Source organism: Neobacillus ginsengisoli (genome assembly GCF_030813055.1).
On the sequence record NZ_JAUSTW010000009.1, the window covers coordinates 196,912 to 222,903 of the forward strand.

At 38.6% G+C, this 25,992-nt stretch carries 22 protein-coding genes; 3 read left to right on the top strand and 19 right to left on the bottom strand.

Annotated elements, in window-relative coordinates:
• The first annotated feature begins 92 nt into the window (after positions 1-92).
• Positions 93-1,913: a helix-turn-helix domain-containing protein gene (locus tag J2S10_RS23085; RefSeq protein WP_307412773.1), complete on the top strand. Its 1,821-nt coding sequence runs from the start codon at positions 93-95 to the stop codon at positions 1,911-1,913.
• A 400-nt stretch (positions 1,914-2,313) separates the two neighbouring features.
• On the opposite strand, the gene ftsH is transcribed toward J2S10_RS23085, so the two are convergent.
• From ftsH to J2S10_RS23110, 5 genes are all read right to left on the bottom strand, one after another.
• Positions 2,314-4,137 carry an ATP-dependent zinc metalloprotease FtsH gene (gene ftsH, locus J2S10_RS23090; RefSeq protein ID WP_307412775.1) on the bottom strand — a complete coding sequence of 608 codons (1,824 nt, stop codon included), beginning with the start codon at positions 4,135-4,137 and terminating at the stop codon, positions 2,314-2,316.
• Between the two features lie 204 nt (positions 4,138-4,341).
• Complete coding sequence (locus tag J2S10_RS23095; RefSeq protein ID WP_307412776.1) at positions 4,342-5,112, bottom strand: ABC transporter permease; 771 nt, start codon at positions 5,110-5,112, stop codon at positions 4,342-4,344.
• Complete coding sequence (locus J2S10_RS23100; RefSeq protein ID WP_370876271.1) at positions 5,109-5,837, bottom strand: ABC transporter ATP-binding protein; 729 nt, start codon at positions 5,835-5,837, stop codon at positions 5,109-5,111. Before J2S10_RS23100 ends, J2S10_RS23095 begins: the two co-directional genes overlap by 4 nt.
• A 577-nt stretch (positions 5,838-6,414) precedes the next feature.
• The gene (locus J2S10_RS23105) at positions 6,415-7,884 is read right to left on the bottom strand and encodes a protein adenylyltransferase SelO (protein ID WP_307412779.1); all 1,470 of its coding nucleotides are present in this window, start codon (positions 7,882-7,884) and stop codon (positions 6,415-6,417) included.
• Between the two features lie 299 nt (positions 7,885-8,183).
• Positions 8,184-8,465 (bottom strand): hypothetical protein, encoded by a 282-nt coding sequence (locus tag J2S10_RS23110; RefSeq protein WP_307412781.1) that lies wholly within the window; start codon positions 8,463-8,465, stop codon positions 8,184-8,186.
• Positions 8,466-8,671: 206 nt separating this feature from the next.
• Between J2S10_RS23110 and J2S10_RS23115 the strand changes: the two genes are divergently transcribed.
• Positions 8,672-9,859: an MFS transporter gene (locus tag J2S10_RS23115; RefSeq protein WP_307412783.1), complete on the top strand. Its 1,188-nt coding sequence runs from the start codon at positions 8,672-8,674 to the stop codon at positions 9,857-9,859.
• Positions 9,860-10,058: 199 nt separating this feature from the next.
• Here the strand turns inward: J2S10_RS23115 and J2S10_RS23120 are convergent, their stop codons facing one another.
• The 8 genes from J2S10_RS23120 to desA form a co-directional block, all read right to left on the bottom strand.
• A complete protein-coding gene (locus J2S10_RS23120) occupies positions 10,059-11,117 on the bottom strand; it encodes a tartrate dehydrogenase (protein WP_307412786.1) in 1,059 nt (352 codons plus the stop codon).
• A gap of 39 nt (positions 11,118-11,156) precedes the next feature.
• Positions 11,157-12,395: a sensor histidine kinase gene (locus J2S10_RS23125; protein WP_307412787.1), complete on the bottom strand. Its 1,239-nt coding sequence runs from the start codon at positions 12,393-12,395 to the stop codon at positions 11,157-11,159.
• A gap of 162 nt (positions 12,396-12,557) precedes the next feature.
• A complete protein-coding gene (locus J2S10_RS23130; RefSeq protein ID WP_307412790.1) occupies positions 12,558-13,724 on the bottom strand; it encodes an ABC transporter permease in 1,167 nt (388 codons plus the stop codon).
• Positions 13,702-14,412 (bottom strand): ABC transporter ATP-binding protein, encoded by a 711-nt coding sequence (locus tag J2S10_RS23135; protein ID WP_307412792.1) that lies wholly within the window; start codon positions 14,410-14,412, stop codon positions 13,702-13,704. The genes J2S10_RS23130 and J2S10_RS23135 overlap by 23 nt, the downstream gene beginning before the upstream one ends.
• A complete protein-coding gene (locus tag J2S10_RS23140; RefSeq protein ID WP_307412795.1) occupies positions 14,412-15,380 on the bottom strand; it encodes an efflux RND transporter periplasmic adaptor subunit in 969 nt (322 codons plus the stop codon). Before J2S10_RS23140 ends, J2S10_RS23135 begins: the two co-directional genes overlap by 1 nt.
• Positions 15,381-15,797: 417 nt before the next feature.
• Positions 15,798-16,196: a GNAT family N-acetyltransferase gene (locus J2S10_RS23145; protein ID WP_307412796.1), complete on the bottom strand. Its 399-nt coding sequence runs from the start codon at positions 16,194-16,196 to the stop codon at positions 15,798-15,800.
• A gap of 773 nt (positions 16,197-16,969) precedes the next feature.
• Positions 16,970-17,509, bottom strand: coding sequence for a response regulator (locus tag J2S10_RS23150; RefSeq protein ID WP_307412797.1), 540 nt, complete (start codon positions 17,507-17,509; stop codon positions 16,970-16,972).
• 90 nt (positions 17,510-17,599) lie between these two features.
• On the bottom strand, positions 17,600-18,631 hold the full coding sequence (gene desA / locus J2S10_RS23155; RefSeq protein ID WP_307412798.1) for a Delta(5) desaturase DesA: 1,032 nt from the start codon (positions 18,629-18,631) through the stop codon (positions 17,600-17,602).
• Between the two features lie 331 nt (positions 18,632-18,962).
• On the opposite strand from desA, the gene J2S10_RS23160 reads away from it, so the two are divergent.
• Positions 18,963-20,408: a DEAD/DEAH box helicase gene (locus tag J2S10_RS23160; protein ID WP_307412800.1), complete on the top strand. Its 1,446-nt coding sequence runs from the start codon at positions 18,963-18,965 to the stop codon at positions 20,406-20,408.
• A 58-nt stretch (positions 20,409-20,466) separates the two neighbouring features.
• On the opposite strand, the gene J2S10_RS23165 is transcribed toward J2S10_RS23160, so the two are convergent.
• The 6 genes from J2S10_RS23165 to J2S10_RS23190 form a co-directional block, all read right to left on the bottom strand.
• On the bottom strand, positions 20,467-20,904 hold the full coding sequence (locus J2S10_RS23165) for an SRPBCC family protein (protein ID WP_307412801.1): 438 nt from the start codon (positions 20,902-20,904) through the stop codon (positions 20,467-20,469).
• Between the two features lie 112 nt (positions 20,905-21,016).
• Positions 21,017-21,646, bottom strand: coding sequence for an AmiS/UreI family transporter (locus J2S10_RS23170; protein WP_307412803.1), 630 nt, complete (start codon positions 21,644-21,646; stop codon positions 21,017-21,019).
• A 104-nt stretch (positions 21,647-21,750) separates the two neighbouring features.
• Positions 21,751-22,932 carry a NupC/NupG family nucleoside CNT transporter gene (locus tag J2S10_RS23175; RefSeq protein WP_307412804.1) on the bottom strand — a complete coding sequence of 394 codons (1,182 nt, stop codon included), beginning with the start codon at positions 22,930-22,932 and terminating at the stop codon, positions 21,751-21,753.
• A 586-nt stretch (positions 22,933-23,518) separates the two neighbouring features.
• The gene (chbG, locus tag J2S10_RS23180) at positions 23,519-24,223 is read right to left on the bottom strand and encodes a chitin disaccharide deacetylase (RefSeq protein WP_307412806.1); all 705 of its coding nucleotides are present in this window, start codon (positions 24,221-24,223) and stop codon (positions 23,519-23,521) included.
• A gap of 69 nt (positions 24,224-24,292) precedes the next feature.
• A complete protein-coding gene (locus tag J2S10_RS23185) occupies positions 24,293-24,628 on the bottom strand; it encodes a PTS lactose/cellobiose transporter subunit IIA (protein WP_307412808.1) in 336 nt (111 codons plus the stop codon).
• Positions 24,629-24,652: 24 nt separating this feature from the next.
• Positions 24,653-25,966 (bottom strand): 6-phospho-beta-glucosidase, encoded by a 1,314-nt coding sequence (locus J2S10_RS23190; protein ID WP_307412811.1) that lies wholly within the window; start codon positions 25,964-25,966, stop codon positions 24,653-24,655.
• Positions 25,967-25,992: the final 26 nt, after the last annotated feature.

Below are 25,992 nucleotides of genomic sequence, written 5' to 3' on the forward strand. Positions count from 1 at the left end.
AATTTTAATCAATTTTTAAGAATATGTATTTGTTAATTTAGACTAATAATAGGATTTGAGTTAGTAATTTACTAATTTCTAAGGAGGGCCAAATGGAGGAGACATTAACACATCGCCAGCTTCAATCCTTAATACATATTTCCAATGTTCTAAATACATCAATTGATATTGACACCATTATTGAATTAATTATGAGAGAAACTATTTCTGTTGTTGAAGCTGCCGAAGGCGGCTCACTATGGTTATATGATAAAAATAAAGATTGCCTAATCGCACAATCCGCACAGGGCGTGTTTTACCCAAAGATTTTTCAACAGATCCGGCTAAAACCCGGTGAATCCATGACAGGCAAAACCTTTGAAGCTAGAAACTCTTTAATATTTCCAAATGAGAAAGAAATAAAAAAAGCATTAACATCGTTATCTTCACAAAATTCTGAGCTATTAAGGAGGTCTATTCCTAATAATTTTAGTTTTTCAACTGTTATTTCTTCCCCCATATTTTTGAAAGGTAAATGCATCGGAGTGTTTACATTGGATTCTTTCCAACAGTCTAAAAACTTTAAGCCTGAGGATACTCATCTATTAGAGGCAATTTGTCATCAAGCGGCTGTCGCTATAGAAAGATCAAGCCTCTACAAGGAAAAAGAAGAAACTGTAAATAGCCTTTCGGATTCGATTGAAGCACACAGAACCTTGGCGAATCTTGTCCTCCAAGGCGAGGATCTTCATTCCATTCTTCAGTATATTCATCAATGGATTGGGCAAAACACTTTTTTATTTGATGATTTAGGAGAGCTGATGGCATCATCCTATGATCCAAGCCTATCAAGCGAGATCCTAAAGTTTGTAAAACAACAGGCCAGTGTGTTTATGAAGTCACCTGAAAATACACTAGCTGTAAAAGAAACGGAAATAGATGGAATGCCCTACCATTTGGTTAGCTTGCCTCTTGGATCTAAACCTAATTTTCTTGGTTTGTTGGTCATCCTTTCTACTAAAAAAATGGCTGATGTGGATATTGCGGCTCTCGAACATGCTTGTACCGTCCTTTCATTAGAACTTTTTAAAGAACAGACTTTATTTGACACTCAGCAACGATTAAAAGGAGAGTTCGTAACAAGAATTTTTGCAGAGCATATGGATGATGCCCTAATACAAAAGGCAAAAAGTCTGAATTTAAATCCTACACGAAACTACATCACTATCATTATTGAATTTTCCACGAACTCTAATAATAAATTCCATCCTAAAGATGGTCTTATAAGAAAAATAATTCAAATTACAAATCAGGCTTTTTTGGAGCAATCCACCAAAGGCATGACAGTAAGGCATCATCATCAAATCGTCGTTCTTCTCTCCTATCATTCCAATATTGCTTTTTCTTTGATCATTTCACGTATAAAAGAAAGGGCAAAATGGATTCAGCAGGAAATTATGTCTAGGAAATGGGAGGTTGAGGTTGCTTTTGGAATCGGACGAGTCAAACAAGGGATACTTAATGTTCACAAATCCCTCCAGGAAGCTGAAAAATGTTTGAAATTTATTCAGCGTATTAATTGGGAAAATTCAATAGTCAGTTATACAGACCTTGGTATACAAAGGTTCATCCTTCAAAATTCAGAGGAGGAAGTGATTGATTTTATCAATGAAGTGTTAGGTCCCCTTATTGACTATGAAAATTCACGAAAAGGAGATCTACTTAAGACACTTTATGAGTATCTGGAAGGGAATCAAAATGTAAAGAGAACGGCAGATGCCTTGCATGTCCATATAAACACCCTAAACTATCGTTTAAAAAGGATTGAAGAAATTCTCTCTATTGATTTAACAGATAGTAAACAATTACTTAACATTCATTTAGCGGTAAGTATGTTCAAGTATGTAAAAAAACATCCAACAGATCCATTCTGATCTGTTGGGTGAAAAAATGGCACTCAAATTTCAATGAATGCCATAAAGTGGTACTTTATAAAAACTTCTTTTCAATTTCAGCAAAAAAAGCCTCGGATATTAATTCAAAATCCTTATCCTTCAATTTAATTTCATCACCGACTTTATATTTCAAAACGGACTTAGCCGGATCATATTTAATGGTTTTATCTGAGCCCATTTTCATCTAATATCAGACTTAGCTTGAAAATTCTTTCTTTCCATAATTTTCCGTTAAAGGACACCCAATCTTGTATTTCTCACGCAAGGGAGCAGGCACCAACTTCTAAAAAGTAGGCTTCGTTTCCGAGAGTAAATCCCCCATAAACGAGAGTAAAACCAACCTATCCGACAGTAAACCCGAGCACCCTAGCCTTTTTGATTATGACGGTTTTACTAAAATGGACATAAATTCCTCTCCTGTTATCGTTTCCTTCTCTAAAAGATATTTTGTCAATTCGTGCAATTTATCTTTATTTTCCTCCAAAATCTTAATGGCTTTTTGATGACAGGATTTAATTATTTTAAGGATCTCTGCATCTACCTTTGAAGCTGTTTCTGCTGATACCATAAGAGAAGTATCTCCACCCAAATACGGGTTATTAACGGTTTCTAGGGCCATCATATCAAATTCCTCACTCATCCCAAACCTGGTTACCATGGCTCTGGCAATCTTGGTTGCTTGTTCAATATCATTGGAAGCGCCGGATGTAACGGTTTTAAAAATAATCTCTTCTGCCGCACGACCTCCCATATAGGTTGTGATTTTATCCAAAGCCTGTTCTTTCGTCATCAGTATTGTTTCATGCTCATCCACCTGCATCGTATAGCCTAGTGCACCAGAAGTCCTAGGGATGATAGTAATTTTATGAACAGGTGCGGAAAAACTTTGTTTTGCCGCAACTAAAGCGTGGCCAATCTCATGATAGGAGATCGTTAATTTATCTTTCATTGAAATCACAGCATTTTTCCTTTGATATCCGGCAATAACCACTTCAACTGACTCTTCCAAATCACTTTGGATCACCTTGTTGCGACCCAATCTGACGGCTCTTAGTGCTGCTTCATTGATAATATTGGCTAAATCAGCCCCGGAAGCTCCCGAGGTAGCCCTGGCAATTACATTAAAATCGATATGATCATCTAATTTCACGTCCTTGGCATGTACCCTTAAAATCGCTTCACGGCCTGCCAAGTCAGGTAATTCAACCGGAACTCTTCTATCGAATCTGCCTGGTCTTAGAAGTGCTTTATCAAGAGTTTCAGGTCTGTTGGTTGCTGCCAAGATGACGACACCTTTATCGGCATCAAATCCATCCATTTCCGTTAGAAGCTGATTTAAGGTTTGTTCCCTTTCATCATTGCCACCGGGCATACCAGAATTACGGCTTTTTCCGATCGCATCGATTTCATCAATAAAAACAATGCATGGTGCTTTCTCTTGCGCTTGTTTAAATAAATCTCTGACCCTTGCAGCACCCATACCGACAAACATCTCAACAAATTCAGAACCTGACATGGAAAAGAAAGGAACCTTGGATTCCCCTGCTACTGCTTTCGCTAGAAGGGTTTTTCCTGTTCCTGGAGGGCCGACTAACAAGGCTCCCTTTGGAATATTTGCACCGATTTCTTTATATTTTTTAGGGTTATGGAGGAAATCGACAATTTCCTGCAAGGCCTCTTTTGCTTCATCCTGACCTGCCACATCTTTGAAAGTAATCCCGGTTTGTGCTTCTACATATACTTTGGCATTACTTTTTCCAAACGATAAGGGACCTCCTCCGCCCATCATCTTATTTTGCATCTTTCTCATAAACCATTGACCGATCGCAAGAAAAATGAAGAACGGAAGAATCCAAGTCAAAATGAAATTTAAAAGCGGCGAGGTTTCTTTCGGAATCACCTTTGTAAATTTAACATTCGCCTTATGCAGGCGATCGACTAATTGAGGGTCGTCGATTGTTCCAGTCTTATAAAGCTTAGCTTCACTCGTATCAACAGGTTTAAACATAATAGTATCATCTTCAATCTCAACCTGCTTGACCTTACCTTTTTCAACCATGGTTAAAAATGTCCCATAATCGACTTCTTTTACCGAATGATTAAAAATTGCAGGAAAAATAAACGAATTTAGCAGCAAAATGACAACTATTGTAACTCCGTAGTAAAAAAGAAGCGGTTTCTTAGGTGGTTTTATTTGTTTCATTTATGTGTTCCTCCAGGGCGGTTAGTAATTTTTTACTTCTCGAGTAATATTAAAAAAGGTTATTTTGGGCTAAGCTCCTCCCCCTAATTTGTACAATGCCATTTTTAAAAATACATATATATGACATCGTGTCACTATATAGGTATAATAAATAACAAGGTGTCACTTGTCAAAATATTTGATGACACCCTGCCATATTTAAATTTACAGGAAATTTTTATTCCGCTCTTGCTTTAGCATCTGCATACGCTTGTTAAATAAGGTTGGATAAGATAGAAATCCAATCATAATACTTGTGACAACTGCAGTCGTTAATAACAGGAAAAGAATGAGCAGCTGAAACTGCACAGCTTGTACGGGATTGGCGCCTGCAATAATTTGACCGCTCATCATGCCTGGCAGTTGAACGAGACCAATAGTTTTCTGGCTTTCAATCGTGGGAATCGTGCTTGCTTTTATGGATGTAATAAGAGAAGTTTGAATTGCCTGCTTTGGAGTTCCGCCCAGTGACAAAATCAGTTCCGTTTCATCCTGACGTGCCTCCACTTCTGCCGTGAACCGATTGAGAAACAATATGGCAAGTACCATAGAATTCCCGACGACCATCCCGCTAATGGGAATGATGTATTGTGCTGTTGGAGGTGTGATGTGAAATCCAATCAATATGGCTTGGGTCAGCACTTCAACGAACACAAAAGTTCCCACCAGTTTCCTTGTCATACCTTTAATGGATCCACCTTTTTTTCTTGCATTTTGAGTTGCAGCTCCAATCATTAGCATCAGCATTAGGATAATAAAAATAAATTGGTCTGAAGCAAATACGAATTTCAGGATATATCCGACGATCAATAATTGAAAAATCGAGCGAACGGTAGCGATAATGGTATCCTTTTCCAATCCCAATTTTAATGTTTTCGATAAAATGATAGGGATTAGAACGAAAATAAGGGCTAATGCTAAAGTTAGAAAACTCATTCCATATCCCCCCTTACAAAGCGTTGCACTCTTTCATCTTTTGGATGATGAAGGATGTCACTCTCCCCGATTTCAATCACTTCTCCGCCCATCATAACCCACGAATAGTCGCCAATCGATAATGCTTGCTCTAGATTATGGGTAATCCAGACAATGGTTGTTAAATATTCTTTATTAATTCTAACGATAAGCTCTTCAATTTCCTGCTGGGATACACGGTCAAGCGAGGAAGTTATTTCATCCAGCAGCAACACCTTTGGCCTGTTTACTAGGGTGCGAGCGATGGATATCTTTTGACGCTGACCACCGGATAAATCCTTTACATTCCGTTTCAAGAATTTTTCTTCCAGTCCGACAAGGTTTAATAATTCTATAGCTTTCTCCTCAGGCAGCTGCTTTCCTTGTAATGTAACCGGCAGTGCAAGGTTTCTCCATACACTTCCGCTGATCATCGTTGCACTTTGGAGAGCAAGCCCCACTTTCCGGCGCAATTCGACCGGGTCAAAGCTTTCGATCTTTTTGCCATTAATAAAAATTGCACCTGAATCAGGAGATATCAGTCCATTACACAATTTAAACAAGGTTGTTTTCCCTGCGCCTGAAGGACCGACTAATGTAGTAATTTTGCCCTCGGGAAAGGAACCGGTAATATCTATTAAAATAGGTGCATCTCCAAAAGAATAATGGACATTCTCAAATTTAATGAATTCATTATCGTTTGACATCATTTTTCTTGATTTCTCAAGTTTGTATCAGGAAGTGTATTTGCCAATTCAGGTACAAAAAGAAAAGTCTGTTTATTCAAATTATATTTTTCCACCTTTCATTCCTCCGATTACATTCTATATACGGGATACTATTAAAAAAGACCGAGCAAGAAGGAAAATGTCGGGTCCAGCAATAGTTGGTTCCTTAAATTTTATTGTCTGCTTAACCTATGTATCTTTCTTTCCAAAGCATAAACACGTTTATTTAAACTGAACGTAATACTTCTAATAATTCATTATTCATCATTGGATACCTCCAATTTTTATATTATAACACAAAGAAAAAAGGCATTGTTAAATGGCATAGAATAACCATTTAACTTTAGAGTTATTAATTTCAAGGGGCAGAAAATCCTTTAAACCTTCCCTTCGTTCCTCTTCTAATTTTGTCAATCTTCCTTCTAGTGTATGAAGGTATTCATAAACTAAAATAATGCCACCTCAAGTAAAGAGGTAGCATTATCAGTAGTAGTAAACCATGACGAAGCAGCAACTTGATTGAGAAAAGCAGAATGACTATCCCAATGCTTCTATATCATGTACCGCAAAATGTTCGGTAAGGATTGGTTGATGGCGCAGGCAGTGTGGAGTATTCAGCCTGTTCGGGATTATGCGCATAGGGGCTTGAAAGAACATTAAGAAGTTGCTCCATCACGCTGTAGTCTCTTTGTTTCACTGCGGCTTCCAGTGCGGCTTCTACACGGTGGTTCCGAGGGATAAGCGCAGGATTGCTGTTCCGCATCAACTGTTGCGATGAGGCTTTCGATTCCTGCTGCCTGCCTAGTCTTGCCTTCCACAGCTCATACCACTGAGCAAATTTCGGGGTCCCAAACAGGACCGTTTCCTCCGGTGTATCAAAAGTTAAGGCTCGGAAGGTATTAGTATAGTCCCCTCGAGACTCCTGCATCATACTGAGGAGGTCATCAAAAAGGGATTCATCCTGTTTTTCCACGTTGAAAATTCCCAGTTTTGCTCTCATTCCCGCATGCCAATTATTCAGATACAGCTCCATAAAATCTGAAATCGCATCCTGGGCTAGTTTGACAGCCTGTTCCTGATTGTCATGAAGCAGCGGCAATAGGGTTTCAGCAAATCGCGCCAGATTCCATCCGGCAATATACGGCTGATTGCCATAGGCATAGCGGCCTTGGCGGTCAATGGAACTGAAAACCGTATCCGGATCATAATTATCCATGAAGGCGCAAGGACCATAATCAATGGTTTCTCCGCTAATGGTCATGTTATCGGTGTTCATCACCCCGTGGATAAAGCCAACCAGTTCCCATTTGGCAATCAGTGCAGCCTGACGCTTGATCACTTCCTTAAGTAGCGAAAGATATCGGTTCTCATCAGCTTCAACATCTGGAAAATGGCGCTTTATTGTATAGTCAGCCAGAATACGTAGTTCCTCAACTGTGCCCCATTTTGCAACGTATTGAAAGGTGCCGACACGGATATGACTGGCAGCCGTACGGGTCAGAATGGCACCGGGCAAGTCGGTTTCGCGGATAACCACCTCACCGGTTGTCACCACTGCAAGACTTCGGGTGGTAGGGATACCAAGCGCATGCATGGCTTCGCTAATGATGTATTCGCGCAGCATCGGTCCAAGTGCCGCCCGACCATCACCCCCTCGGGAGTACGGCGTCCTGCCCGGACCCTTGAGCTGAATATCAAACCGTTCACCTAAAGGGGTGATCTGTTCGCCAAGCAGTATAGCCCGGCCGTCACCTAACATCGTAAAATGCCCAAATTGATGCCCGGCATAAGCTTGAGCAAGAGGCGAAGCACCTTCGGGAATTCGGTTGCCGGCGAACACCGCTAAGCCATTTTCGCTTTGCAGCGTCTCGACGTTCAATCCCAGGGATGTTGCCAACGGATCATTGAGAATGATTAACTTCGGTGAGCGAACAGGGGTCGGGTTCTGACTGGAAAAAAATGATTTTGGCAAACGGGAATAACTGTTGTCTAAGTTCCATCCTGTTTCTTTTATTTCTTTTGCCATCGTATCTCCTTCCCTTCTTTTGTCTTTCTGTTTCCAAAATTTTTTCTTTTACATAGACTCATTTCTATATGACAGTTGATTTATACCCTAGAAAAAATCGGCTTTCAGATTTTTTCAAACCTAATTAAGTACTTTATATGGTTATCTATTTCCATATTAACTCTTGGCAACCCTTTTTAATGTCTACTTTTGCCAATTTATTATACCCTACATCCAAATAAACTACTATTTATAAAAAATAGCTGACTCGAAAAGGTTATGTTGAACGCTCTTTTCGAGTCAGCTTCTAAAGTTTTTCTTTAAAACTCCCCGTCGAAGGGGGTAAATTGAATGTGTAATCTGTTTTCCACTGCACGAAGCCGCTGATTTACTCGATGAAGCCGGCGTTGAAGCTGGTCAATTTCTTTTTGTTGCCGATCATTTTGCCTTTCAAGCTGACTAACTCTGCGTTCAAGCTGCTGCCATTGAGGAAGTTGCAGTAGCTGCGACAGTTGTCTGTTCGGGTCATATAGTTCCTGCTGTGCATATGGATTGTAGTCGAACTGACCCTGTTGAATTGGATAATTTCCATACGGATACATTTGGGCATTCTCCTTTTGGGTTAATATCCTACAGAATATGCAGACATTTACGGTGTGAAAAGGCAAATGCCCAGAAACTGCCGGAGTGCAAAAAAATATAGATCTGAATTCGCATATGAATACACCTATGCAAAACTTGTATGTTACAATCAACATTGAACTTTCTGTTTCTCTTTAAAGCTATATGAAAAAAGGAAGTGAGATCATTGAAATCCAGAAACGGAAAGATTTTGCTCGGATTATCGGTTGCTGCGTTTTTGGGGCCATTTACCCAGACCATTTATACACCTAGTCTGGTGGAGGTTGGACATTATTTTGCAGTAAATCAATTTATGGTGAATCTAACCATCTCCCTATATACGTTTGTTTTGGCCGCCAATCAGTTCTTTATTGGTCCCCTGACAGATACTCGCGGGCGAAAAGCAACTTTGCTGCCGGGCCTGCTAATTTTTATGGTTGGCTCCCTAATTTGTTTTCTCTCACCAAACTATTTTCTGTTTCTCTTCGGGAGAGCAATGCAAGCTTTTGGGATTACGACCGGCTCTGTCGTAGCCGCTGCTGTTATTGGAGACATTTATGCTCCAGCCGAGCGAGGCAAAGCTATGAGTGTGTACCAAACTATGGTTTTTCTTGGTCCTGTTCTCGGTCCTGTCATCGGAAGCTTGATTGCATCATACGCTGAATGGCATTGGGCATTTGCCGTTTTGGCTGCTGGAGCATTGTTTGCATACTTCTATAACCATTTTACGTTAGAAGAGACGCTAAAGAAGGATGCTGCTCCGAGCCGAATTACCTTTAAAACCTTCACAGGGATAGTAAAGAATCGTGCCGCTTTTTCGATTATGCTGCTTGGTTTTGTACAGTTTTACGGCTATTATATTTATTTAGTTTTTATTCCCGGTTTACTGGACGAACTTTTTACGGTGTCTCTGGTAATGAAAGGCTTGTTTTTCGTTCCTTTGACAGCGGGGATTGTTTTGGGGTCCTTCCTAGGAGGCAAAATTCAAACGTTTATGCGGCATACGTCTATTCTCGTGTATTCAGCATATGGACTCGGATTAGGGGTTGCGGTTTTCTGGGTATTGCTTTCCTTACACCTCATCACAATACCGGCATTAATTGTATTTTTACTTGTCTACGGTGTCTTGCAAGGTATAAGTCTACCTTCGCAAATTACCTCTCTTGTTAATTTATTTACCAAGGAGAAAGGAACAGTAATGGGGATTTACAACTTTATCCGCTTTAGCGGAGCAGCAATTGGCCCGCTCCTTGGCTCATTCTTTTTTGGTTTTGGCGGCGAAAATGCTTTATATATTACCTTGACGTTGTTCTTGCTGTGTGGCGCTTTTGTTATACAGCGAAACAGTCGGGTATTACAAAGTAAGCTTGGATAAAGAATTGTTTCAGGGTAACTTGATGAAGGACAATATCCACTTCTCTGAGCGGATATTGTCCTTCAAAACCGATTTCAAAGACAGAGTCCCTCTTATTAAAGCAGATTCTGTCCTTCAAAACCGATTTCAAAGATAACTTCCCTCTTCCTAAAGTGGATTTTGTCCTTCTTAAAATCAAAGCCCCTCTAAATTTCCCCAATTATAATCTTTTTAACCTCCTACAAATTTCATCCCCAACCTCAATGGTAGAAGCCTTCCCTCCTATATCAGGTGTCTTAAAACCGTCATTTGTAGCATCCTCTACAACATCAAGAAGCTTTCGGCCCAGCTCAATCTCTCCGAAGTGGTCAAGCATCATTTTCGCTGTCCAAATTTGTCCAATTGGATTCGCAATCCCCTTGCCAAAAATATCCGGAGCTGATCCATGAACAGGCTCAAACATCGAAGGATATTTTCCATTTAAATTGATATTAGCTGCCGGAGCAATCCCAATGCTACCCATAATCGCTCCGCCGACATCTGTTAAAATATCTCCAAACAAGTTGCTTGCAACGATGACATCAAAGATTTGCGGACGTGACACAAAAAAAGCTGCTAAGGCATCAATATGATAGGATGCGGTTTGAATATCCGGATAATCCGCTCTTACATCATTAAAAACTTCATCCCAAAATGGCATTGAGTGGATGATCCCGTTTGACTTTGTCGCGGAAGCAACATGCCCTCTTCTTTTCTTTGCCAGCTCAAAAGCGTATCGCATGGCACGCTCTGTCCCTTTCCTTGTGAATACAGCATTTTGAATAACTACCTCATCTTCTCCTCGATGAATCCTGCCGCCGACTTCACTGTACTCACCTTCACTGTTTTCCCTAACAACAATCAAATCAAAATCTTTGGGATTTACGAGCGGCGACTGTAGACCTTTAAAAAATTTAGCCGGACGAATATTAATCGATTGCTCCAATTCTCTTCTAATTTTTATTAATAGTCCCCATAATGAAACATGATCTGGGACAAGTTCAGGGTTTCCAATCGCCCCTAGAATAATAGCATCAAAGCTTTTTAATGTTTCTAACCCGTCCTCCGGCATCATTTTTCCATGCTCCAGATAATAGTCGCAGCTCCAAGGAAATTCTTTAAAATCAAATTTCAGTCCGCCATGAAGTTCTTCAATCGTGTTTAGAACATGTAATGAAACCGGAACTACTTCCTTCCCTATTCCATCTCCAGGTATAGCAGCAATCTCAAATTTTTTCATCCTGACCCTCTCTCAATCCTTTTTATCATTATTTTACTTCTAAACCTGTCTTTTGAATATCATTTCAATTGTTGTTCCTTTTCCGGGGATGCTTTGAACCTTTGTCTTTCCTTGATGTTGTTCAATAATCCATTTTGCGATCGATAAACCAAGTCCGGTTCCTTCGCCTGCTGTTCTTACTTTATCCCTTTGATAAAAGCGGTCAAAGATTTTTGGAATGTCCTCTTCCGGGATGCCGATTCCTGTATCTTTTACCCTTAAGGTAATGGAAGAGCCAATTTGATGACAGGAAAGGCAGATCTCCCCGCCTTCATTTGTATACTTCATGGCATTGTCCAGCAAGATAACGATTAATTGATGAATTCTTTCCTGATCGGCAAGAAAGAGGACAGACTCTGAAACATCTAAATGAATCGACTTCCCTTGATACGTAGCGATATCTTCAAATTGCTGTGTTATATTTTTTAAAAGCTCATCCAATCGAAAAACCTGTTTCTTTATTTCAATTTGATTGGAATCCGATCTGGCTAATATCAGTAAATTGGCCACCAGTTTCGAAAGCCTTCTCGATTCATTTGAAATCGCAGAGACATCGATAATTTTTTCCCGTATACTTGCCTGCGGCGAACGAAATAATACATCAGTTTTTGCTTGGATCACTGCTAATGGAGTTCTTAACTCATGGGAAGCGTCGGACACAAATTGCTGCTGTTTTTGCCAGGCATTTTTAATGGGTATCAAGGATTTTCCAGCTAGGAGATAACCGGAAACCACTGCACATATCACTCCTAGGCCACAACCAATCAGTAAAATCAACAACAGCCGATTTAGTAATTCTTTTTCCGAATTTACATTCCGAATGAATTGGACTCTTATTTTCCCGGAATCGCTTGTGTACATTTCAATTGAAATATATCTAAATGAAAATCCTTCGATAGTGACATCCTTCAGTGTATTTAAATTTTTCGGTTCAATTAGCTTTTCATTATCTTGAAAAATTCCTGAGTCATGACTTTGTTGATCCAGTAAATTATTTTTTTCATTCCATAATAACGTAACAATCCTTGGGTCTCCTCTCATTCCCATAGGGCTGCCATTACGATCAGATACAGGCTGATCCTGCTGAAAATGACGGGCGGATTCGAGCAGCGATTGATTTACATCCTTATATAAACTATTTTCGGTATAAAAATAGACAATACTGCCAAGGATCCCAATCAACACAATAAAAACCAAGGAATTTAAAAAAGTCAGTCGTAGATGTGTTTTGCGGAACATCCTAAGTACTCCTTTCCCGTTCATTTTACAATCAGCCTGTTATTTTGACTTTAAGAATTGTCCAGCTCTAGCGCCCAAAGACTAGTGTACGTCACTAAACGGGTGCTTTCGCTTTTCTATAAAAAAAGCGGCCGCATAACGCGATCGCTACCTTTCCTCTCCCTATTCATACCTAAGGGCCTGAATGGGATTTAATTTTGAAGCTTTGTTAGCAGGGAATACCCCGAACACGACTCCAACTACAAGAGAGAACAAGAATGATAACAGCATGACCGATGTTGAATAGGAAATAGACATATTCATAAAGGTTGAAACAATTTTTCCTATCCCTAGACCTGCGAAAATACCGATGACTCCACCCATTGAGCTTAAAACAACAGCTTCAATAAGGAACTGCAGTAAAACATCCCGCCTTTTGGCTCCAATCGCCTTTCGAATCCCGATTTCTTTTGTCCGTTCTGACACGGAAACAAGCATGATATTCATAATTCCAATCCCGCCGACAAGTAAGGAAATACTTGCAATTCCTCCTAGCATCATCGTCATCGTATTGGAAACAGAACTCATCGTATTCATTAAATCCTGCTGATTAGTAACACTATAAGAGTCACTTTTATTTGGATACAAGGAAGCCATCTCCATTTCAACCTCAGTCATGACAAAATCCATATGGTCCTGGCTCTTTCCTTGTAAATAAACCTGGCTGATTGTTGTAGTACCAACTACACGCTCACCTGTGCTAAGCGGTACAATGACAACATCATCTCCGCTTTGTCCCAAAGAGCTCCCTTTAGAAGCTAAAACGCCAATTATTTTAAAAGAAGTTCCCTCAATTTGAATATATTGCCCCACAGGATTGTCGGTTCCAAAAAATGTCGAAGCTGTATCCGATCCGAGAACAACGACCTTTTGTCTGTATTCGACATCAAGATCCGTGATAAACCGACCTTGATTCACCTTGGCACCGCGAACCGACTCATAGGCTGCATTCGTTCCTGTCAGGCTTACTTGAGACGACGTCTTTTCTTTTTTAACCGTTACTCGTCCTGATACGACAGGTGAGACCGCATTGACTCCGTTTAATTTACTTAACTTGTTGATTTTGTCTTCTGTTAAGGTGATATCCGAACCTGTTGAATTAATGGTTAATAGATTTGTCCCTAATTGATTGATTTGGCTCGTAACATTTTTCGTTGAGCCTTGGGCAATCGAGACAAGCACGATTACCGAAGAAACACCGATGATAATCCCAAGCATAGTTAAGACGGCTCGCAGCTTATTGCTTTTAATACTCTTGAGTGCCATTTTAATAGACTGAATGATGCCCAAGGAGCACACCCCCATTCTCAAAAAGCTGACCATCCTGGATACTGACCATTCTTTTTGCTTGTTTTGCTATTTCTAGATCATGTGTGATTAGAATTATCGTATGGCCCATTTCATTTAACTCTTTCATCATCGTGAGAATTTCCTTACTGGTTTTACTATCAAGGGCACCCGTTGGTTCATCCGCAAGCAGAATCGCCGGCTGGCCAACAAGAGCTCGAGCGATGGCTACCCTTTGCTGTTGACCACCTGAAAGCTGAGTCGGTAAATGACCGGCCCTTTCCTTTAACCCGACCTTGTCTAGACCTTCCAATGCTCGTTCACGTCTTTCGTTTGCCGTTACGCCGGCATAGAGCATTGGCAATTCTACATTTTCAAGAGCTGTTAGTTTCGTTAACAAGTTAAAATTTTGAAAAATAAACCCGATCTTTTGATTGCGAATCATTGCTAATTTATTATCATTCATTTTTCCAATATCGTTCCCGTCTAGCAGATAGGTCCCAGTATCAGGCCGATCAAGGCAGCCAAGCATGTTCATTAACGTGGATTTACCTGAACCGGAAGGACCAATGATGGCTAAAAATTCGCCTTTTTGAATTTCTAAAGAAACATCATTTAAGGCATGTACGGTTTCCCCTCCAAGTTCATACGTCTTTCTAATGTTGTTAATTTCAATAATCGGGGTGCTCATTAATTACCGCTCCTTCTGCTATAACCGTTTCCACCGCTACTTCTCATTCCACTATATCCGCCAATGCCGCCAAATCCGGCTTGCATAAAACTATTTGATTTATTAGAAGTAGACACTGAAGCTGTTCCTGTGGCAAGCTGCGGCAACTGAACCGTCTCTCCTTGAGTTAGTCCTTGAGTGATTTCTACATTATCTTCATTTGCTAATCCTGTTTGGACAATCTGCTTTTGCGTCTTGCTCGTTTGATTTTCGGCACTTGCAGTTGTAACAAGCACATATTTCTGATTATTAGTTTCATGAACGGCTTCAATTGGTACATAAAGGGCATTTGCCTTGTTTTGGGTGACAATACTTGCTTCCGTGCTCATCCCTACTTTTAAGCCTGTTGATTTGTCAATATGGACGGTCACATCAAAAGTGGATACTCCATTTGTTGATGTTCCTTCATTTGAAATCGCAGTTACTTTCCCTGTAAAGGTTTGATCAGGGAATGAGTTTACAGAAATGTTAACAGCTTGGCCCACTTGAATTTTTGCAATGTCTAACTCATCAATGGAAACTACAGTTTGTAAATCATTATAGTTTGTAAGATGGGCCAAAACTTCACCGTTTGTTACTCTCTGACCGGCAACCACTGAAACAGAAGTGACAACACCGTCGGTTGGTGCGGTAATCGGGGTACTGCCATCTGTAAAGGTGACCAACTCAGCCCTTTTGCTTACCGCCTGACCGGCCGTTATATTCACTTCACTAATCGAATTATTATCAATCGTAGATTTTATATCCTCGCTCGTAACCGGTTGAACGGTACCTGAGCCACTAACTTTAACCGTTAATGTTCCTTTTTGTACAGATGCAGTTCGTACTTGTGTTGGAACTTGTTGAGCGCTTGTTTTTGAGCTAAACCACATATATCCTCCAATTCCGATGACTAAAACACTTATCATAACCATGATCCATTTTTTCATTTTTTATTTACTCCTTTACTCCATGGTATGTTCCTGATTCGACAACCAAGGATATTTTAAATTTGATAAGCCTATTATTATGTGAGTTGCTTAACATTCCCTTAAGAAAAAAAAATTTATTCTTTTGCTTCAGAACTTTATTAATAATAAATGCAGTAAGCAATGCTTTATTCGCATGTAAAAGGGACAACCAAGACTAATTGTTAAATATATTTAAGCCCTTTAAACATTAAATATAAAAGCCAGTATCTTTTATTACTAAGTAATCAAAGATACTGGCTCTCATATTTTTAATATGAATTTCTAATTGAACAAAAGCATTCGATTCATATTGAAACTTTAATGTTAGCAAAATAAAAAAGGATCGCTGCCGCAACCCCTTTATCCAACTCAAGCACTTTAAGTGACATAACCTGCTTAGCGTTTACGCCTAATTGAAAATGCTTTATCCAGTTTTTCAAATCCAATTCGAGGGTAATATTCAATTGCATTTGGTGCTGCTACCAACAGCAATGTAACCTCTTCACCAAGTTTTTCTTGAACAATGCGAACGAGTTCTTTCCCAATTCCAATACGTTGATATTCAGCATCCACAGCAAGGTCTGACAAATAACAACAATAAGAGTAATCAGTTATTGCTCTTGTGATACCAACAAGTTGACCGTTGTTTCTCGCCGTTACAATAATGTCTGCATTATCTACCATCCTTTGAATACGGTCTAAATCATCTACCGGCCGGGTAATCCCTGACTTTTTAAAGACATCTGCTACTTCCGATGCATCAATCTTTTGAACAAATTCGTATATTATCTCCATCTCGATATTCCTCTCCTTGATCAGTCTACCTCGGGTAATAATTCGATAAGGTACTTGTCCTATCCTGCTTCACTAGTAAAATACATTAAAGTTAGAACGAAACCTTCGATTCCAAATATTGTATAATTTTGATTAAGGAGTTATTAAATTTGTTAGTAAATATGAAAAAGCATGATTTTGATTTATTTACACGTACTAATTTAAGTAAAGGATGTTTTGAACCGCTTATTAAGATTTATAAAAAAAAGAGTGGCTGAACAATCTTCATTTAGTATTTCTCAAATTAAAGAGCAATTTTATTAGTAACTAACCGTAGGTCAACGAGCGTTATTCATGTTTTATGTTTATTATAGATTAGTTTTAAAAACAGGCAGCAACTTTCTATGGCCAATCACCATTAGGCAGGGTGCCACATCGGTAGGGTGTGCAACGAATGATGCGGGATGGAACGGGAGGTCTATTGTGAAGATAGTGATATTGCTGAGGCTGTCCAGCCAATAGTTTAAAGGGTTTCGGTGTAAGTCCTTGGTCGATTGACCTTGATTATGCAAAAAAACTTTGGCAGCTCAGTGAATAGCATACCGGAGAAAATTTGTGTTCCGGACATTTAATAATCATAGCATTATCAAAATTTTTTGTGGTTCCCTTCCTTTAGGGAGCCATTTTTTTACGGTTGAACGAGTTATTTATAGCCAACGAACTATAAAATGAAAGTTACCAGGCTTTATCGATGCCAACACTTTTGAAAAATTAAGCTTCCGAGTTGAATATCACTATGCCGTCGGTAACCTCATTTTATCCATAATGGTTGAAAAATACCTTCTGACTGCTCCAAAACTTTGCCGATAAGAGGTTTCATTTTTATTTTGACCATGGGCAGGAGTTTCCAACAACTCCATTTTCCGTTCGTTTTCGCCTGAATCATCGTCCATTAATTCGGGGGAGTAAATTCGCTTTCCCTCCATAATGCTCCGTATCGAGCAGGCTAACTCCTCACTCGGACTGTCCTTCAGTAAATAACCTTGTACATCGGCCTTTATTGCCCGCCTAAAATATCCGTTCCTTGCAAAGGTTGTAAGAATGATGACCTTGCATTCAAATGACTTTAACGCTTCTGCTGCCTCAAGTCCGCTCTTTTCAGGCATCTCAATATCCATGATACAAACATCTGGCTGTAATCGGTGCACAAGGGAAAGAGCCTCTTCTCCATTGCCGGCCAGACCGACTACTTCCATATCTTCTTCCAAATTGAGTAGAGAACCAATTGCCCCTAACAGCATTTCCTGATCCTCTGCAATGACTATCCGAATCATATTCGTTCTCTCCCTCTCCGGTTGCTCCTATAAATAGAGACTCCCCTTAAATTAACGATTATTAAGGGGAGTCAGCGATAAACGGTGAAGTTATAGTTCAGGTTTTACTTGAACAGAAATACTATTTTTGGCTAAAGCTTTAACTTCTTTAAAGCTTACAAAATTCTTTTTTTCCTCATCCCATAAACGGAAACGGAGTGACTTCAAGCTTGTAGCAAGGGTAATCGTTGGGACGTTTTGTAATGGAACCGTATTATTGTGTGCTTCTTCAAGTTTATAATTTGGCACCCTTGGACTTAAATGATGCACATGGTGATAACCAATATTTCCGGTTAAAAATTGCATCAGTTTTGGAAGCTTATAAAATGAACTACCCTCCACTGCCGCTTTCACATATTCCCACGTTTTATCCTCTTCAAAATATGAATCTTCAAATGTGTGCTGTACGTAAAACAGCCAAATACCTACAGAACCTGAAATCATGAAAATTGAACCTTGGACTAAAAGAAATGCCTGCCATCCGATTGCCCATGAAAGCAATCCAACTAATAAAACAATTAATACATTCGTCAAATAAGTGTTCATGCGTTCCTTCTTTTTGGCACCTTTTCGGTTAAATCGATTTTTCAAGAGGAAAACATAAATTGGTCCTAATCCAAACATAACAAATGGGTTGCGATAAAAACGATAAGCTAAACGAAGTCTTAGTGGTGCAGCCAAATATTCATCCACTGTAAGTGTCCAAATATCTCCTGTCCCCCGCTTATCCAAGTTACCGCTTGTGGCGTGATGAACAGAATGCTCATATCCCCATTGATCAAACGGGAAGATCGTTAACACACCCATTGCTGTCCCAACAATTCTATTGGCGCGGCGGCTTTTAAAAAAGGAATGATGGGTGCAGTCATGAAAAATAATGAATAATCTTGTCAAAAACCCAGCTGCTATCACAGAAATACCTAATGTTAACCAATATGAAACGGACAGGCTTTTATAGGCAAGGTACCATAAGATTAAAAATGGCACGACCGTGTTGATGAGCTGCCATACACTTTCCTTTGTCGTTGATTTTTCAAAAGGGGCGATTTGTTTTCTCAAGTTTTTCGTATTTTGTAAGGTCATTTTATTAAATTCACTTCCCTTGTGTTGTTAATCCTTATTATGTAGGAATTAATATGTTCTTGTAAGTAGCAGGTGTCATGTGCAAAACATGATAAATGTCATGTACAAGTTGATCACAATTTACACATTTGTAAAGTGTTTCCACATTCGGTCAAAATGAGTTGTGATTTCTTTTCAGCCTGTTATGTATGTTTTTTTTATTATTTCGATATAAGAGCCCATATATTAAACATTTAAAGTATAATGAACCATACTCAGATTTTGCATATGATAGTGCTTTGAGAGAATCCTATGTTTAAGTGAGATAATATAAAAAAAATGAGGTAACATTATGAGTAAAAATAGTTTTGAGGATTATCATTTAAGCGATGAAATAAAAAGAGCTCTTGCTGTATTAAAATACGAAACTCCTACAGCGGTTCAGAGTAAAGTCATTCCATTAGCAACGGAAAATAAAGATCTTGTCGTAAAATCGCAAACAGGCAGCGGCAAGACGGCATCTTTTGGGATACCTATTTGTGAAATGATTGAATGGGAGGAAAAAAAGCCGCAGGTATTAATTCTTACACCAACTCGGGAGCTTGCTGTTCAAGTTCGGGAGGATATCACGAATATTGGAAGGTTTAAACGGATTAAAGCAATGGCCGTTTACGGGAAAGAACCTTTTGCCAAACAAAAAGAAGAATTGAAACAAAAAACGCACGTCGTCGTGGGTACACCCGGGCGTGTTATGGACCATATCGAGAGAGAAACACTGGTTTTAGACCAAATTAAGTATCTTATTATAGATGAAGCCGATGAAATGCTAAATATGGGGTTTATTGACGAGGTAGAAGCGATTATACAAGAACTCCCTTCAAACAGAGTAACGATGGTCTTTTCTGCGACAATGCCTAAAGATGTTGAAAATCTCTGCCATAAATATATGAAAAATCCGAATAATATCGAGATTGCATCAACCGGAATTACGACAACTACAATTGAACATTTTTTACTTGAAGTGAAAGACGAAGAAAAGATAACCCTCCTAAAAGATGTTACGGTCGTTGAAAACCCGGAGAGCTGTATCATTTTTTGCAGAACAAAAGATCGTGTTGATACAGTGTTTACCGAATTGGAACAATCCAATTATTCTTGTGAACGACTCCATGGAGGATTAGAACAAGAAGTGCGGTTTGCCGTAATGGATGGTTTTAAAATGGGTAATTTCCGTTATCTGGTAGCCACCGATGTTGCAGCACGTGGCATTGATATTGATAATGTAACACTAATCATTAACTATGATGTTCCAATGGAAAAAGAAAGCTACGTCCACCGAACAGGAAGAACAGGCCGAGCGGGCAATAAAGGAAAAGCGATTACGTTTGCGACACCTTATGAAGGAAAGTTCATTAGAGCCATTGAGGGCTATATCGGCTTTGAAATTCCTAAAATAGAAGCTCCAAAACAACAGGAGGTTGCTGCAGGAAAAGCCGCTTTCGAAGAAAAACTACACGGCCGCCGGGTTGTTAAAAATAATAAAACGGCCCGAATAAACCAAGATATTATGAAACTACATTTTAGCGGCGGTAAAAATAAAAAGCTTCGAGCGGTAGATTTTGTTGGAACGATCGCAAAAATTCCCGGTGTAGCAGCTGATGATATTGGCATTATTACCATTCTGGATAATTTGTCATATGTTGATATTCTGAACGGAAAAGGCTCGCTAGTCTTACAAGCTTTGGAGAAGACACCTATCAAGGGGAAGAAACTGAAAGTTAGCAAAGCTATTAAGTAATTTAATCCACAAAAAGGACGATTATGCCTTCCATAATCGTCCTTTTTGCTTTAGTTGGTTAATCCTTCACTATTCCTGCTCGCAATTTATTAATACCAAATTCTAAATATCCCTTTAAACAGGTCAACATATAGACCCAACCTTCTTTATTGTCAATCAATTTATGTAGTAAATCCACATCATTTTCTTTAAACCCTTCTTCGTTAACTTCAATTATGGTAATTGAATGATCCAACTCATTCAGTGAAATCGTAACAATATGTTCTTCCGCAGCAGGACCCCATTTGAACACGATTTTCTTATTTAACTCGAGTTCTATTACCTTTATATCCACCTGAGCATTGTATTCATCATATCTTAACGTAACCGTTTTACCTTGTTCCCATCTTTCAGAGCTTGAAGAGAACCAAAAATTTCCGATTTTTGAAGGGTCTATGAAGGCTTCAAATACTTCATTCGCCGGTTTCAATAGTTTAAATTTTGTAAGGTTGTTCATTACTAAAATTCCCTTCTTTCCATTTATTTAATATATTTAGCCGTGTTCCATTAAGTATACATTATACTCTCAGTTTTAAATGCAAATTTCTACAAATAAGAATAACTCCTACTTAAATCACTTGAATTTTTTTGCCACCATTCACTTTTTTTACTGAAAATTTCAATTTAAAAAGACTGCCAATAAAATACACTATTGAGAGAATTAATACATAGATCCAGATTTGATAAACAAAAGATGTATTCCAGATACCTAAAAAATAAAGCAAAGCTGGTATGGTTAACGTTACCCATGATTGTACAATTCCAACAATACCAATATATTTGTCAATTTTCTTTTTTAGTGTATTTGATAAAAAGAATAGAAACCATAAAAATGCCCACATTCCCCAAGTCAATGCACTGACAACATCATGAAAGTGTTGAATGGCTGTAAAGGTATAAACGACTGCAACAATTGCAACCCATAAACAAAACCAACCAAGCCCAGCTCCGTCAAGATCTTTCAATAACGTTACCCCTACATATAAATATGTTAAACCAAATAAAAAGATTGCTGCGTTAGTATATAACTCCCAATTACTTTGATTAGAATGAACGATTAAATAAAATGGAATAATCATTTGAAGGATTCCGACGAAAATATTAAAGATACCGACACTCTTTGCTTCTGCTTTTCCTATCAACATAAGACTATTTAGAAATAAAACTGCACCTGAAAGAAATAAACCAACGAAACTCATATCAATCGTTGTGAAAAGCCTTTTTCACAACCTTCCCTCCTTCAAAATAAGAAAAAGCAGTTTCTCCTCTCTATTAAGAAGAGAAATTGCTTTTTCATCATTATTTATAAAACCATACTTACAATCACGGATGATAAAACGCTAACTAGTGTTGCGCCATATAATAGTTTTAAACCAAATCGTGCTACTGTGTTTCCTTTTTTCTCATTTAGACTTTTTACTGCTCCAGCAATAATACCAATTGAGGAGAAGTTGGCAAATGAGACTAGGAAGACAGAAATAATTCCTAATGTACGCGGGCTAAAGCTTGCATGGATTTTTGCTAAATCCATCATGGCAACAAACTCATTTGTCACAAGCTTCGTTGCCATAATTCCACCAGCATGGACAGCTTCGGCAAATGGAACACCCATAATAAAAGCAACTGGCGCAAAAATATACCCTAAAATTTCTTGGAATGAAATTCCGAAAATCAATTGAAAAACGTTATTGATACATGCCATTAACGCAACAAATCCAATCAACATTGCACCGACAATGATCGCTACTTTAAATCCATCAACAATATATTCCCCTAACATCTCAAAGAAGCTTTGTTTTTCTACGTCTTGAATAATGAGTATATCCTCATCTGCTGGAACCGTATACGGATTAATAATAGATGAAATAATAAATCCGCCAAAAAGGTTAATCACAAGTGCTGTAACGACATATCTTGGTTCAATCATTGTCATATATGCACCGACAATTGACATCGAAACCGTTGACATAGCTGAAGCACATAATGTATATAAACGATGGGCAGGGAGGAGGCCGAGTTGTTTTTTAACCGTGATAAATACTTCTGATTGGCCAACCATTGCGGAAGCAACTGCATTGTATGACTCTAATTTACCCATACCATTTATTTTACTTAACAACAATCCAATACCTTTCATTATAAAAGGAAGTATTTTGAAATGCTGGAAAATACCAATTAACACGGAAATGAACACGATTGGAAGTAAGACGTTAAGAAAGAATGACATTTCACCTTTATTCGCAAGACCTCCGAACACAAATGATACTCCGCTACCTGCGTATTCTAATAGCTTACTAAAAACGTCAGCAAATCCTTTAATTAATACTAAACCAAATTTTGTATTTAATAATAAACCTGCTAATAATACTTGAATGACGACCATAAGAATAATCGGTTTGATTTTAATATTTTTCCGATTATTACTTGCCACGTAAGCAAGTCCAAAAACAACTAGTAATCCAATGATAGCAATGATATATTTCATGTTGTCCTCCACAATGATGTAATTAATTCCTAGAAGATATAACTTTAGTGACCGCTTTCATTTTTACGTTTTGATATGTTTTGTTTGCTTAATAACTATAACACATTATTGAACAAGTGTAAAAACAAATTTGAACAAATGTGAAATTATTTTTTCATCACTCCTGGAATCTGTCTTTTTCAACATTAAAATTGACAAAATATTATCTTATTTTTAGAAATTACGAAATTTTGTAAACTCATCAACGAAAAAATGTAAATGTAAATATTAACAAAAGGTGAATTGTTTTACAACAATATCACACCAAAACCTGCATTCCAAATTCGCAAGCAGTTGCGAGAAAACACCTTCAACAAGAATTTAAGATGACAAAAACTTCTCAACCATTTTTGCTCTAAACTGGAAAGCAATTTTTAACAGAAAAAACCACTGCGCTCATGCAATGGCTGCTCTTTTATTATTTTTTTGCTAACTGATGTCTGTAATTGTAACTCCATCTTTTCTTAAATGCTCACTTATAGCTATAGACTGCCAATCAAATTATTTTCATTATTTCACAAAAGTCCTTTTCTATTTGTTTACCGAATTACAACAAGCAGGTGTTTTCAGGCAGATTTACTGATGTCAGAATATCAAGTTCAACTAACCTCTTATAAGTATATGAAGAACCCTTTAATAGATTATTATCTAAATAGGCTGGATGACACATAATTTCGACGGTTACCCCATCCTGTAGGCGGGCTGGGAGGTTTGTAAAATAATGGGGTGTTACGCCTTCTCCGTAGAAATCAAAAAGTGTTAGGTCTGCGAGTGATTCTACACCATCAATGCCTATACTGCCATTCCGTCTTACTGGGATTCCGAATTTTTCCGACAATCTTTTTACAACCGGAGACAGTTCTATTAATGTATGGACATGGTGATGACTGTCGAAATGGGTTGGGTTAAGTCCTGAATGGATAAATCGTTCGATTTGAGCGTTCCATTCTCTTTCCAATTCATCTAATGAAATATTTTTTGCCATAAAAATAGACAAGGACTTAAATTGCCCGTTTTCATCGACCAAGCTCGGCACATCTTCTAAGATCGGACGCCCGCATGTAAGTACGAGATGGATTCCAACGCGGAGTTCCGGATATTTCTTAGCTAAGTGTAGGGCATGTTCTGTCCCTGACATATTCATCATCATCGATGTTGAATTGACTATTCCATATAAATAGCTATCTATAATTCCATTGTTAACTCCACGGCTTAATCCAAAGTCGTCTGCATTAACGATTAATTTTATCATGTAGGAATCACCTTTAATCGAAAATTTTTAACACTCCAGGAGCAAAAGAACTCCGAACAAGTATTTACTTTACTCTTCCATTGGTATACGTTTTGATAATTTAAACCTTTGATATAAATCAACTATTTCCTCCGCCAAATCTTTTACTATCATTGCATTCATTAAATGGTCTTGCGCATGAACCATTAACAGGGAGATCTCGGTTTTTTCTCCTCTGATCTCACTTTGAATAAGAGACGTTTGAATATGATGTGCCTCATTTAATGCGTTTGCTGATTCTTTTAATTTACTTTTTGCGCCATTAAAGTCACCCTGTTTTGCTAAGTATATTGCTTCCATCGCAGCGCTCCTTCCGTTGCCGCCATGGAGAATAATTTGAAAGATCACTACTTCTAAGTTATCCATTCTATTTCCCTCCTATTCTGTTATTTAATGAAACTGTGGAAGGTATTTTTTGTGAGATTCAAGCATTTCGTCTAAAATAACTTTTGCGATTCTGTCGCTGGGTACCAGTGGATTTATTGTCATGGCTAGTAAAGCCGTTCCATAATCACCGTTGATGGCAGCGTCAATCGCTACCCGTTCAAATGACTTCATTTGGTTTACGAGACCACGCACTTGTATAGGTAAATCCCCCATCGCAATCGGTTTAGGTCCATCCTTTGTAATGATGCAGCTGACTTCTACTGCGGAATCAAAAGGGATACTGGCTATAGCTCCATTATTCATTGTGTTAACCGCTTGGATGTCCCGTTTATCTGTATACATGGAGTGAATGAGCCTTACTGCAGCATCACTATAGTAGGCACCTCCACGCATCTCTAACTGAGGAGGCTTAACAGCTAAAGCTGGATTTTTATATAACTCGAACAGTTCCTCTTCTAATTTTTTGACTACCTCTGCTCGTGTTCCGCCTTCTTTAAAATTTTCCAATTCTTTTTCCAACATGTCTCCAGCCTTATAATAGTAGTTATGATAGGGACACGGAAAAACGGCTAACGCTCTTATGAATTCCGGCTCCCATCCCATTGCATGGATGTTTTGCATCGTAATGCTTTTATCGGGGTCAGTAATTAATGAAATCACTAGATCCTTCACAGATACCCCATCAACAAAAACATCAAGTCCATACACCATATGGTTCAAACCTGCAAAATCAATCCTAACTTTTTTATGATCTACCTCTAACAGTTTGGCAACGCCCATTTCCATTCCGATCGGCACATTACATAACCCGACAACTTTATCGATATTACTGTAACGGAGCACTGCCTCTGTTACCATGCCGGCAGGGTTTGTAAAGTTTATCAGCCAGGCATTCGGACAAAACTCTTCCATTTCTCTGCAAATCTCAAGGATAACCGGGATCGTCCTTAGGGCTTTAAATAAGCCGCCGGGACCATTTGTCTCCTGACCAAGAACACCGTGTTTCAACGGTATACGCTCATCTAGTTCGCGTGCAGCAAGCTGCCCTACGCGAAATTGGGTGGTAACAAAATCAGCTGACTTTAAAGCCTCTTTTCGATCTAAAGTTAAATGAATTTCAATAGAAACTCCTGCTTTTTGAACCATTCTTTTTGCTAGATTACCGACAATTTCAAGCTTTTCTTTTCCTTCTTCTATGTCTACAAGCCATATTTCTCTGACTGGGAGCTCGGAATGATATTTTATAAACCCTTCGATTAATTCAGGTGTATAACTGGATCCCCCGCCAATCGTTGCGATTTTTAAACCTGTTTTCATTCTTTTACACCTCTTGTAGAATCGAT